Raw genomic sequence first — 12,199 nt, 5'->3', positions numbered from 1 at the left:
GGAGCGCGGAGGCAGGCAAGAGCACAGGCGGGAGCGCGGAGGCAGGCAAGGGCACGGGTAGGGGGTGGTGGGGCTTGGTTAAGGTGCACGGGTGACCACCGATCTGACGCTGCTGCCGCGTGTCGCCTATCGCGGGCAGGAGGTCACCGCACCCCGGCTCCGCGGTCTGCTCGCGCTGCTCGCCGGTGAGTTGCGGACCGGCTGCGGCACCGAGCGGCTGGTGGCGGGGCTGTGGCGGGAGGAGTTGCCGGAGCGGCCGGGAAAGGCGCTGCAGGTGCTCGTGTCCAGGGCGCGGGCGCAGTTGGGCGCCGATGTCCTGGTCAGCACGCCGAACGGATACCGGCTCGCCCTCGCCGAGGACCAGGTCGACAGTTCCGCCCTGCTGCTGCACGCCGCCGCGAGCGCGGACCGGGCCAGGGCCGGGGACCACGCCGGGTCGCTGGCCGCGGCCGAGGCCGGGCTCACGCTGTGGGAGGGCGCCCCCGACGGGGCCGGCGACACCGACGACCCGGTGACCGCGCTGCGCACCGAGCGCGCCCCCGTCCGCGGCACGCTCGTCCGCGCGCGGGCGCTGGCGCTCGCCCGGCTGGGACGGCACGCGGAGGCGGCCGGGCCGCTGGCGGTGGCCGCCGCGGAGCATCCGCGCGACGAGGAGGTGCTCGCCGAACTGCTGCGCGGCGAGGCGGCGACGGCGGGCCCGTCCGCCGCGCTCATCCGGTACGAGGCATACCGCCGTCGCCTGCGCGACGAACTCGGCACCGGTCCGGGCGCCGGGCTCAGGGCCGTACAGCAGGAGTTGCTCCGCGGCGAGTCGCCGGTGGTGCGCCACGGTGTGCCGCACGAGCCGAACCCGCTGCTCGGCAGGGACGAGGACATCGCGGCGGTGGAGCGGCTGCTGCGCGCCTCCCGCGCCGTCACCGTCACCGGCCCCGGCGGCCTCGGCAAGACCCGGCTCGCACACGCCGTCAGCCGCCGGGCCGGGCAGCGCGTGGTGTATTTCGTGCCGCTCGCCGGCGTCACGCGGGACGAGGACGTGGCCACCGAGGTGGCCTCCGCGCTCGGCGCCGGCGAGCGGCGGCCCGGCGCCGTGAGCGGCCACGCCCAGGCCGAACAGGTCTCCGGCATCCTCGGCGTGCTCGGCGCCGGGCCCGCGCTGCTGGTCCTGGACAACTGCGAGCAGGTCGTGCGGGGCGCCGCCGGCCTGGTACGGGCCCTGGTGTCGTCCTCGCGGGAGCTGCGGGTGCTGGCCACCAGCCGGGCCCCTCTCGGCCTGACGTCGGAGGCGGTGTACGCACTGCCGGAGCTGGGCCTCGACACCTCCGTCGAGCTGTTCTGCCAGCGGGCCAGGGCCGCCCGGCCCGGCGTGCTGCTGCCGCCGGACGCGGTGGCCGGGCTGTGCCGCCACCTCGACGGGCTGCCGCTCGCCGTGGAGCTGGCGGCGGCGCGGGTACGGGTGCTCTCGGTGCCGGAGATCGCCCGCCGGCTCGGCGACCGGTTCGCGCTGCTGCGCGGCGGGGCGCGGGACGCGCCGGAGCGGCACCGCACGCTGCACGCGGTCGTCGAGTGGAGCTGGAACCTGCTCGCCCGGGACGCCAGGGCCGCGCTGCGTACGCTGTCGGTCTTCCCCGGCGGCTTCTCCGGTGCGGCGGCGGAGCAGGTGCTCGGCGAGGACGCGCTGTTCCTGCTGGAGCAACTGGCAGGGCAGTCGCTGCTGACCGTCACCGACACCGAGGCCGGCGTGCGGTTCCGGATGCTGGAGACGGTACGGGAGTTCAGCGCCGCCCGGCGCGCGGAGGCCGGCGAGGAGGACGAGGCCGTCAGCCGGTTCCTCGCCTGGGCACGGGACTTCGGCGCCGCACACCACGACTTCCTCTTCGGCCCGGAACCGCGGGCGGCCTGGGAGCAGGTCAGACCCGAGCAGGACAACCTCGTGCTAGCCCTGCGGCACGCCCTGGCCCGTACGGACGGCCCGGCCATCGCCGCGCTCACCGCCGTCCTCGGCGCCCTGTGGTCCACCGACTCCAACTTCCCCCGCCTCGCCGCCCTCGCCGCGGACACCGGGCCCGCGCTGTCGCACTACTACCCGGGACCCGACTGCGTCGAAGTCGCCCGCGCCGCCGCGGTGGTGTGCACGGCGGGCCTGCTCATGGGCCACGGCCCGCGCGCCGTACGCCAGCTCGTCACCCTCCGCCGGCTGCCGCCGGCCCCGGCGGACACCCTGCTGCGCGCCGGCGCGGTGGTGCTGAGCGCGGTCCCCGAGATGGTGCCGCCCGGCTACGGCGTGCTGCGGGAACTCTGCGGCAGCGGGCAGCCGCTGGTCGCCGGCATCGCCGAGAGCATCGCCACCTACGTCTGGGAGTACGAGCACGACATCGACCGCGCGCTCGCCTCGGCCCGCCGGACGATCACCGAACTGGCCCCGGCCGGCAGTCCGTCCCTGCAGCTCGTGGGGCATTCCCGGCTGAGCGAGCTGTACTTGCGGCTGGGGCGGGGCGAGGAGGCGTACCAGCACCTCAAGGCGGTGCTCACGGTGCTGCCGCGGCTCAACGACGGGCGGGACTACGTCTTCATCCGCTCCTCCCTGGTCCTCGCCTGCCTGCAGCGCGGCGACCCCGACGAGGCGGAGTTCTGGCTGCGGCAGGCGGAGAACGACACCAGCGCCCGGCAGGACCCCTTCTACCGTCCCGACCTCGGCGGGCGCGCCGAGATCGCGCTCAGCCGCGGCCTGACGGAGGCCGGGCTCGGCCTGTGGCGCGGCGCCGTGGAGCGGATGCTCGCGGCCGGTCCGGCCGGCAACGGCGAGGTTCCGCTCGACCCGTGGGCGCTGCACATCCAGGCGGTGGCGGTGACGGCCCACGCGTACGCCGGCCGTGCCGAGCTGGAGCTGGTCGCGGGGCCGGCCGGCCGGCTGCGGCAGGCGCTGCACGCCCTGCTCTCCGGTCCGTCCCACTCGCCCGCGCAGCTCCCCGTGATCGGGACGGTGCTGCACGCCCTCGGCATGGCGGGGCTCGCCTGCGGTGACACCCGCGCCGTACGGATGATCGCGCTGGCCGAACGGCTGCGGGTGCTGCGGGAGTTCCAGCCGACGATGTCGGCGGCCCGCGCCCGGCAGGCGGCGCAGGACGCCGGGCGGGCGGCGTACGCCGACGCGGTGTCGGAGTACGCCGCCCTGGAACGCGACGAGTTGCGGGCGGCGGCCCGCGCGCTCATCGCGGACCGCGGTTGAACAACGCCGTCGACCAGCGGTGGCCGAGCGCGGCCAGGACGACGCACCAGGCGATCGCCAGCCACCAGTTGTCGCCGATCGCGGTGCCGAGCAGCAGGCCGCGCAGGGTCTCGATGGCGGGCGTGAACGGCTGGTACTCGGCGACCGGCCGGAACCAGCCCGGCATCGCGTCGGCCGGGACGAAGGCGCTGGAGATGAGCGGGAGGAGGATCAGCGGCATCGCGCTGTTGCTCGCCGCCTCGGCGTTCGCACTGGCCATGCCCATCCCGACCGCGATCCAGGTGAGCGCCAGGGCGAAGAGCGTGAGCAGCCCGAACGCCGCCAGCCACTCCACAGCCGTGGCGCCGGTGGACCTGAAGCCGATGGCCACGGCGACGGCGCCGACCAGGACCACGCCGGCGAGCGACTGCAGCACGCTGCCGACGACGTGCCCGATGATCACCGAGCCGCGGTGGATCGCCATCGTACGGAAGCGGGCGATGACGCCCTCGGTCATGTCGGTGGCGACGGAGACCGCGGCCCCGACCACGGTGCCGCCGATGGTCATCATCACGATGCCCGGGACGATGTAGGCGATGTACGCGGAGCGGTCCGCGCCGCCGCCGATGCCCGCGCTCATCACGTCGCCGAAGACGTAGACGAAGAGCAGCAGCAGCATGATCGGTGTGAGCAGCAGGTTCAAGGTGAGGGACGGGTAGCGCCGCGCGTGCAGCAGGTTGCGGCGCAGCATGGTGTTCGAGTCGCGTACGGCGAGGGACAGGGCGCTCATCGGACTGCCTCCTTGGGCTGGTCGGGCAGGTTGGTGCCGCCGGTCAGGGCGAAGAACACGTCGTCGAGGTCGGGGGTGTGCACGGTCAGCTCGTCCGCCGCGATGCCGGCCGAGTCCAGCCGGTCCAGGACGGAGCGCAGTTCGCGCTGGCTGCCGTCGCTGGGGATCCGCAGCGACAGGGTCTCGTCGTCCCCGGTGGCGTCGCGCAGGGCGACGGCGGCGGACCGATAGGCGGCCGGGTCGGCGAAGCGCAGCCGCACGTGGCCGCCCGGGACGAGCCGCTTCAGTTCGGCGGCACTCCCCTCGGCGGCGATCCTGCCGTCGCTCAGCACCGCGATACGGTCGGCGAGTTCGTCGGCCTCCTCCAGGTACTGGGTGGTGAGGAAGACGGTGACGCCGCCGGAGACCAGCGCGCGGATGATCCCCCACATGGTGTGGCGGCTGCGCGGGTCGAGGCCGGTGGTGGGCTCGTCGAGGAAGATGATCCGCGGGCTGCCGACCAGGGTCATGGCGATGTCGAGGCGGCGCTTCATGCCGCCGGAGTAGGTGGCGGCGGGCTTCTTCGCGGCCTCCGCCAGGTCGAAGCGCTCCAGCAGTTCGGCGGCGGTGCGGCGGCCCTCGCGGCGCGGGAGGTGGTGCAGGTCCGCCATGAGGAGCATGTTCTCCTCGCCGGTGATCAGGCCGTCGACGGCGGAGAACTGCCCGGTGACGCCGATCGCGGCCCGTACCGCCTGCGGGTCGGTGGCCAGGTCGTGGCCGCCGACCCGCGACTCGCCGGCGTCGGCGGTGATGAGGGTGGAGAGGATCTTGACCGCGGTGGTCTTGCCGGCCCCGTTCGGGCCGAGCAGCGAGAAGACCGTCCCGGCCGGCACCGACAGGTCGATGCCGTCGAGGACGGTCATGTCCCCGTATGCCTTCCGCAGCCCCTTGGCCGCGATGGCGAGTGCGTGCGATGCCGTTGTCGTCATGGCACGCAGAGTGCGGCAGACCGCATTCACCGCGGTTTCAGCACGGTTTCAGCGCGCTGGAACCGGCCGGGCGTGCGTCCGTCGGGGGGTCAGTCAGGGGGGCCGCCAGGGGTGGGCCCGTCGGGCGTGGGTCAGTCGGGAGTAGGTCAGTCGGGGGTGGCGCGGAAGCGGGCGGCCAGGGCCGGGGAGCGGTAGCCCGTCGAGGTGCCGGCCAGCCAGCCTTTGAGGTTGGGGGCCTCCAGGGGGCCGCCGCCTGCCAGGTAGAGGCCGACGAGGAAGACAGCGGCCACCACGGTGATCACCAGCGTGATCAGCACGCTGAGATGGAAACCGTGCACCAGCGTGTGCCGGGTGATCGCGAAGTGCAGAAGGACCGGTCCCACCAGGAACGCGGCCTCCGACCGCACCAGCTCCACCAGGGCGAACGTCGGGCCCAGTTGCAGGGCGGAGACCGAGAAACCGGCGAGGAACAGCCCCGGGGTCACACCTGCGCCCGCGCCGTACCCGAGGAAGAGGGCGGCGACCGCGGTGACCGGGGAGGCGTTGGACGGGGTGACGGCCAGCATCACGGCGGCGCCCACCGCGACGCTCACCAGGCCGGAGAGTGCCATGACCGGCGTCCACCGGGTCCGCATCACCCGCCGGAACAGCAGGGCGGCGATCACCACCCCGAGGATCTGGGGGGCGAGGAGCGATCCGACCCGCAGGGGGGAGTAGCCCGCGACGTCCAGCAGATAGACCTGTGCCAGTTCCAGCAGCGTGGTGAAGGTGGCCCCGACCACCATCGCGTTGAGGGTGCCGGTCACCGGCAGCGTGTTGCTGATGACGCGCACCGGCATCAGCGGGGAGGCCTTCCGGAACTGCCCCACCACCAGGGCGACGCCGATCAGCAGACCGACGACGACCGGGACGATGAACTCGGGGTCGCTGAACGAGCCGCGCGACAGCCAGGAGACACCGAAGAACGGCAGTGCGGTCGCGCCGAAGGCGAGCGGGATGGCCAGCCAGTCGAAGCCCGCGCGGCGGGCCGGCGGCTCGTTGCCCTCGAAGGTCAGGGCGCCGACGGTGAGACCGATCGCCGCGAGCACGGTGATCGAGGTGTAGAGCAGCCGCCAGCCCCCATTGCTGCCGACCAGTCCGCCGATCAGCGGTCCTGCGGTCACCATGCCGAAGAGTCCGAGGCTGATGACGGTGGCGGTGGTCGGCAGCCGTTCGACGCCGTGCGTCGTGACCAGGGGCGGCAGCGCGCAGACCAGGAGCATGCCGGTGAAGAAACCCTGGAGGATCACACCGGTCGCGAACTGGCCGATGCCGGTGGCGCTGAGCGCCAGCACGGAGCTCACCACGAAGCCCGCCTCGCACAGGAGGTAGACGTGGCGCCGGGCCAGCCGCAGGGTGAGGTCCGCCGCGACCACGGCGCCGAACGCGTACCCGGCGTTGGACATGCCGCCGGTCAGCTGCAGCTCGAACCGGGTGGCGCCCAGGTCGTGCATGAGCAGCGGCTGCATCAGGGTGGTGGCAGTGGTGAGCACCAGGTAGGGGCTCAGTGCGAGCAGTGCGAGCGTGACTGCCGCGGGGTAGTTCCCGGCGAGCGGGACCCCGCTGAAGAGCTGCCGCACGGAGCTGCTGGACCGCATGGGCACCTTTTGAGTCGGGGACGGCCAGGGGAGCCCAGCGTACGTTCCACGCATTTCCTGCCAGAACCGACACGCCGTCACCGAGGCGGCGACACATGGTGCCGGGGCTCCGGAAGTCCGGGACGTCCGGCCGGGTCAGGGGAGGACGCCGGCTGCGACCGGGGTGGTGCGCCGCAGGCGGATCGCGTCCTGGCTCGGCTGTGCGCCGAACTGGCGGCGGTACTCGCGGCTGAACTGCGAGGCGCTGTCGTAGCCGACCCGGTGACCGACCCCGGTGACGTCCTTGGGGTTCGTGGCCAGCAGCAGCCGGGCCTCCTGGAGCCGGATCTGCTTCTGGAACTGGATCGGGCTCATCGCCGTCACCGCCTGGAAGTTGCGGTAGAAGGCGGAGACGCTCATCCCGGCCAGCTGCGCGACGTCCTCCACCTTGAACGGCTGCGCGTAGTGCTCACGGATCCACCGCACCGCCCGCGCGATATGGCTGAGGCTGCTGTCGGCCAGGCCCAACTGGCGTACGACGCCGCCCTGTTCGCCGGTCATCAGCCGCCACAGGATCTCCCGTTTGACGAGCGGGGCGAGCACCGTGCGGTCGCGGGGCCGGTCGAGCAGACGCAGCAGCCTGATCACCGCGTCGAGCAGTTCGTCGGAGGCGTCACTGACCGCGATGCCCGACACCGCGCCCTGGCCGTCGCGGGGGACGTCCTGCGGTCCCGCCTGGAGCAGCAGCTCGGCGACCATGGCGGGTTCCAGCGTGAGCCCGAACCCCATGGCCGGGTGCTCCGGGTCGGCCTCGGTGAACTGACCGGTGACCGGCAGGTCCATCGAGGCCACGAGGTATTGCCCGGCGCGGTACTCGAAGACGCGGTCGCCCAGCGCGAGGCGTTTGGCGCCCTGGGCGATGACCGCGAGCACCGCGCCGGACATCGCCGGGGCCGGCGGGTCCGCCCGGTCCACCTTCGAGATGAGGACGCCGTCGATGGCGGTGGTCCAGTCGGCCCGCGCGTGCCGGGCCAGCAAGGTACGGAACTCGTCGAGGTGCATGCCTCCATTGCAGCACCCGACCGGGCCGCTGCTCCAGGGGGCGAGAGGATTGTGCAAGCAGCGGCGAGCATCGTTCTACCGTTTCCGCAGGTCACGACGGTTCAATGGAATCACTGGAATCCAGGGGGCAGGCAAACGGCCCCCGATCCAGAAGCGGACATCCACAGCCCGTCGGCAGAAGAGGACAACGATCATGAACGCCACCTACGGATTCAACGCCACCCTGACCGCCCGGCCCGGCGCGGGCGACGAACTGGTCGAGCTGCTGCTGACCGGTCTCGACGAGGGCAGCCCCGGCGCGAGCGAGTACTGCGTCGTCTACCTGGTCAGCCGGTCCGCGTCCGACCCCGACATCGTCCATGTCACCGAGGGCTGGACCAGCGAGGAGGACCACCACCGGATCTTCGCCGGCGAGGCCGCGCAGGCCATCGTGGCGCGGATCGGGGGCATGCTCGCCAAGGAGTCCGAGTACACCGACTACGTGCCGGTCCGCGGCAAGGCCGCCTTCTGAGGGATCCGTGCACCGGTCCTTCCGCGCTCCGGCCCGGCGGCCCGCCGCCGGTGTGTCCGGAAAGCCCCCCGAACCACCCGTATCCCCCGCACCTCCTGCGGGCCCGCTCGACCGGCGGCAGCGCCGGTCGACCGGCCCGCTCCCCGCCCGACCAGCCGGCACCACCCGACCCAGCCATCACCATCCGACGAAAGACGGCCGCCATGACTCTCGCCCGCCCCGACCTCGACCCCGAACTGCGAGCGCTGCTCGCCGACATGCCGCTCATGAGCGAACTCAACGCCGACCTGCTCGCGCAGCTGCGCCTGCTGCCGTCGGCCCCGGCCGACCCCCTCCTGGAAGGCCGCGCCGTCGACCGGCGCGAGGTCACCGTCTCCGGCGCGGACGGGGCGGAGATCCCGCTGTCCGTCTTCAGCCCCGCCGGGGCCGACCGCCCCACCGGGGCCCCGTGCGTCTACTGGATGCACGGCGGCGGGATGGTGATGGGCGACCGATTCGCCCAGCTCGACATCCCGCTGGAGTGGCTCGACCGGTTCGGCGCCGTCGTGGTCACCGTGGACTACCGGCTGGCGCCGGAGGCCACCGGCACGACCCTGGTCGAGGACTGCTACCAGGGGCTGCTCTGGGTCGCCGAGCACGCCGGCGAACTGGGCATCGACCCGGCCCGTATCGTCGTCGCGGGCGCCAGCGCCGGCGGTGGGCTCACCGCAGGACTCGCCCTGATGGCCCGCGACCGCGGGGCCCCGGCGATCGCCGCGCAGGTGCTGATCTACCCCATGCTCGACCACCGCAACGTGACGACCTCCAGCCGGCAGTACTCCGGCACGCCCGGCGTGTGGACCGGCGAGATGAACGAGTTCGGCTGGCGGTCCGTGCTCGGCGACACCGAGGACGGGCAGGTGTCCGGTTATGTCTCCCCCGCGGTCGCCGACGACCTCTCGGGTCTGCCGGACACCTATATCGACGCCGGCTCGGCCGAGGTCTTCCGTGACGAGGACGTCGCCTACGCCACCCGCATCTGGGCGGCCGGCGGCCAGGCGGAACTGCACGTCTGGGCAGGCGGCTTCCACGGATTCGACGCGCTCTACCCGCAGACCCGCGTCTCGGCCGCGGCCCGCCGCGCCCGCACCGACTGGCTCGCGCGCGTCCTCACCCCGGCCCCTGCCGCCTAGGCGCCGGTGGCCGCGCCGGTCCGGAATGCCCCCTCGGGCGGTGCGTGAGGGGGCATTCCGGGCGGGCGGTCACGCGTTGGGGTCGAACGGGATTCCGGACGGCATGGAGTGGGCGAGGGCGTACTCGAAGTCGCCGTCACCGATTTTGATGGTGGCTTCACCGAAATCGGCGTTCAGGAGTTTGTCGCGGAATCCGGCCGGGTATCCGTTCCAGCCGACCAGGCGCGGATAGAACCAGCCACCGGTGGCGTTCTCCGGCGGTTCGTCGTTGTTGTTGGCGAAACGGAAGTCGTGGGTGGAGACGCCATCCTTGTGGTAGACGATCTTCGGGTGGGTGCCGTCGAACCGTACGGCGGAACTCGCGGCCACCTGGTAGCCGGAGTGCTGCGACACCGAGACGTACTGCACCTGGTTGTTGTTGATCCAGACCACGACGTGCTCCCAGTCGTGGGTGTGCCCGATGGCCGCGGGGCCGAGCGTGGCCTGGTCCTTCTCGAAGTAACTCGCGTACACCACCGCGCACCAGTCGTTGTTGCACTTCTCGCGGGAGTACGTGTTGGCGTTGGCCAGTTGGGCGTAGTCGTGGCAGTGGCCGTTGACGTCGCCACCCAGCTTGAGGCCGGGGTTGATGGTGCCGTCGGCGCCTATCGCGGCGGTGGCGTAGCAGCCGTCGGTGTCGTAGTCGTAGGCCGGCGAGAAGGTCTGTTCGAGTCCGTCGGCGTTCTGCGGCAGCAGTTGCAGGACGTTGGCATGGGCGTTCGCCGGGAGCGCCAGGACCAGCGCCGCGGCGCCCAGCGCGCTCGCCAGGGCGGACCGGCGGACCCTTCTCGGCCGCGCCGGACGGACTGCCGCTTTTCCGGATTTCTTCGTCGATGACCGCATGCTGCGCACGCCAGCTCCTCAGCAATCAGTGGGGGGATTTCCGCGCCGTGGGAGGACAGCGCATTCATCACAACGACATCCCCGCTATTTTGCAAGACCCCGTCAGGAGGGAGAAGTGAGGGCAACTGAACACCGGCGCACCATTGTCTGAACACAAAAACCGCACCGCCCGTCAATAGGGGGCCGACAAGGGAGTCCATAGCGGACCAAAAGCACGGGCAGGGGGGCGCCGCGCGTCACCGCCGGCCCGCTTTGCGATGGTGGGGGTGTGCGCCCGGGCCGTTCCGGGGCCGTGGGAGAACGTCGGAAGGACATCGCGTGGACCTCCAGCTGACCGGCAAGCGGGCCGTCGTGACGGGCGGCAGCCAGGGCATAGGGTTCGCGGTCGGTCGGGTGCTGGCCGCGGAGGGCGCCGATGTGGCCCTCGTCGCGCGCGGCGCGGACCGGCTGGCCGAGGCGGCCGGGCGGATCGCCGCGGAGAGCGGCCGGCGGGTGATCGCGGTGCCTGCGGACACCGGTGACGACGCGTCGGTGGCCGCCATGGCGCAGGAGGTGCTGCGGGAGTTCGGCGGGGCCGACATCCTCGTCAACTCCGCGGCGACCGCGAGCAGCGGCAGCTTCCCCGAGGACGCGCTGGAGGCCGAGATCAACGTCAAGGTCCGCGGATATCTGCGGACCGCGCGGGCCTTCGCGCCGGCCATGACCGCCCAGGGCTGGGGCCGTGTCGTCAACATCAGCGGGAGTGCCGCCCGGCAGACCGGTTCGCTGGTGGGCTCGGTGCGCAATGTCGCGGTGGCCGCGCTGACCAAGAACCTCGCCGACGAGCTGGGCCCCCAGGGCGTCAACGTGGTGGTGGTGCACCCCGGCATGACCCGTACCGAGCGGACCCCGCGGACGCTGGCGACCATGGCCGGCGCCCGGGGCGTCACCGTGCCGGAGCTGGAGGAGGCCATCGCCGCGGGAGTGTCCATCGGCCGCATCGTGACCGCCGAGGAGGTCGCCGACGTCGTCGCCTTCCTGGCCAGCCCCAGGAGCGTGGCGCTCAACGGCGACCCGGTGATCGCCAGCGGCGGCGCCCGCGGGCCCATTCACTACTGACGGCGCCGAAGGCCGCGGGCCGCCCGGAAAAGAGTTCGGAATTCAACTGAACGTTCCGGGAGGCCGCTTCCGTGTAGGGGGAGAACACCGGCGACCCGCGACCTGACGGAAGAACGACATGACCGAAGACGCCCACGCGGCCGAGCAGCACAGCGGTCGCTTCGAACCGCCGCTCACCGGGAGCACCCCCGTACGGGGCCGGCAGCCGGCCGGGAGCTGGCTGTACTCGATCGACCCCGGGTACGACCCGGACGGCGCGGTGCCGCCGCACGCCGTGATCGGTGCCTGGCCGGTGGACGCGCACGGCGGCGCGGGCGAGTTCGTGACGAACCCGGACTACCGGCCCTCGCCGCTGAGCCTGCTCTTCTCGGACCCGGCCGCCGGGCCGGACCACGCGCCGGGGCTGCCGACCGACCCGGTGGACGCCGCGATGCGCGCCGCCGCGAGCGGACAGGGCTCGCAGGCCACAGTGCTGGCCGCGCTGGCCGGTGCCACGGTGTACCTGCCGGCGGACGCCACCGGTGAACCGACCACGTACCAGGACGAGGACGGCCCGTACGTCACGGTGCTGACCGACCCCCGGCAGGCCCCGCCGACCGCTTCCCGGCTGCTGCCGCTCGACAGCGCCGGACTACTGGCCCTGCTGCCGCGGGAGACCGCCCTGTGGATCAATCCGGAGAGCGACGTGTCGATGGGGCTGTCGACCGTGCAGCTCCGGGAGACCCTGGCGAACGGCGCCGCGGATCCGCTGCCCTGCGTCCCTCCCACGGGGCAGTCCTCCGTCGGGCGCTGAACCCGCGGCGCAGCCGGCAGGGCCCCGGCCCGGCGCGGTTCACCGTCCGGTACGGTGACGCCCTGCGCCCCTGCCGCCGGGCCCGGACGGCACAGAAACGGC

General features: G+C 73.0%; 10 protein-coding genes. 5 read left to right on the top strand and 5 right to left on the bottom strand.

Going from position 1 to position 12,199, the window contains the following annotated elements; all coding sequences use genetic code 11:
• Positions 1 to 91: 91 nt before the first annotated feature.
• Positions 92 to 3,226: an ATP-binding protein gene (locus tag OG552_RS25985; RefSeq protein ID WP_329136889.1), complete on the top strand. Its 3,135-nt coding sequence runs from the start codon at positions 92 to 94 to the stop codon at positions 3,224 to 3,226.
• Here OG552_RS25985 and OG552_RS25980 read toward each other — a convergent pair.
• From OG552_RS25980 to OG552_RS25965, 4 genes are all read right to left on the bottom strand, one after another.
• A complete protein-coding gene (locus OG552_RS25980) occupies positions 3,207 to 3,995 on the bottom strand; it encodes an ABC transporter permease (RefSeq protein ID WP_329136888.1) in 789 nt (262 codons plus the stop codon). The genes OG552_RS25985 and OG552_RS25980 overlap by 20 nt on opposite strands.
• Positions 3,992 to 4,963, bottom strand: coding sequence for an ATP-binding cassette domain-containing protein (locus OG552_RS25975; RefSeq protein WP_329136886.1), 972 nt, complete (start codon positions 4,961 to 4,963; stop codon positions 3,992 to 3,994). The genes OG552_RS25980 and OG552_RS25975 overlap by 4 nt, the downstream gene beginning before the upstream one ends.
• Before the next feature lie 146 nt (positions 4,964 to 5,109).
• Positions 5,110 to 6,600, bottom strand: coding sequence for an MFS transporter (locus OG552_RS25970; protein WP_329136884.1), 1,491 nt, complete (start codon positions 6,598 to 6,600; stop codon positions 5,110 to 5,112).
• A gap of 135 nt (positions 6,601 to 6,735) precedes the next feature.
• Positions 6,736 to 7,641, bottom strand: a complete 906-nt coding sequence (locus tag OG552_RS25965; protein ID WP_329136882.1) for an AraC family transcriptional regulator — start codon at positions 7,639 to 7,641, stop codon at positions 6,736 to 6,738.
• 193 nt (positions 7,642 to 7,834) lie between these two features.
• On the opposite strand from OG552_RS25965, the gene OG552_RS25960 reads away from it, so the two are divergent.
• On the top strand, positions 7,835 to 8,152 hold the full coding sequence (locus OG552_RS25960; protein ID WP_329136880.1) for a putative quinol monooxygenase: 318 nt from the start codon (positions 7,835 to 7,837) through the stop codon (positions 8,150 to 8,152).
• A gap of 203 nt (positions 8,153 to 8,355) precedes the next feature.
• Complete coding sequence (locus tag OG552_RS25955) at positions 8,356 to 9,324, top strand: alpha/beta hydrolase (protein ID WP_329136878.1); 969 nt, start codon at positions 8,356 to 8,358, stop codon at positions 9,322 to 9,324.
• Positions 9,325 to 9,393: 69 nt separating this feature from the next.
• Here the strand turns inward: OG552_RS25955 and OG552_RS25950 are convergent, their stop codons facing one another.
• Positions 9,394 to 10,206, bottom strand: a complete 813-nt coding sequence (locus OG552_RS25950) for an NPP1 family protein (RefSeq protein ID WP_329141134.1) — start codon at positions 10,204 to 10,206, stop codon at positions 9,394 to 9,396.
• A 318-nt stretch (positions 10,207 to 10,524) separates the two neighbouring features.
• On the opposite strand from OG552_RS25950, the gene OG552_RS25945 reads away from it, so the two are divergent.
• Together OG552_RS25945 and OG552_RS25940 are read left to right on the top strand one after the other, a co-directional pair.
• Entirely contained in the window at positions 10,525 to 11,304 is a 780-nt protein-coding gene (locus OG552_RS25945) for an SDR family NAD(P)-dependent oxidoreductase (protein ID WP_329136876.1), read from the top strand.
• Between the two features lie 118 nt (positions 11,305 to 11,422).
• On the top strand, positions 11,423 to 12,097 hold the full coding sequence (locus tag OG552_RS25940) for a type VII secretion system-associated protein (protein WP_329136874.1): 675 nt from the start codon (positions 11,423 to 11,425) through the stop codon (positions 12,095 to 12,097).
• The last annotated feature ends 102 nt before the right edge of the window (positions 12,098 to 12,199 follow it).

This window comes from Streptomyces sp. NBC_01476 (genome assembly GCF_036227265.1).
Classification (GTDB): domain Bacteria; phylum Actinomycetota; class Actinomycetes; order Streptomycetales; family Streptomycetaceae; genus Actinacidiphila.
This window is presented reverse-complemented; position numbering and strand designations above follow the sequence as displayed.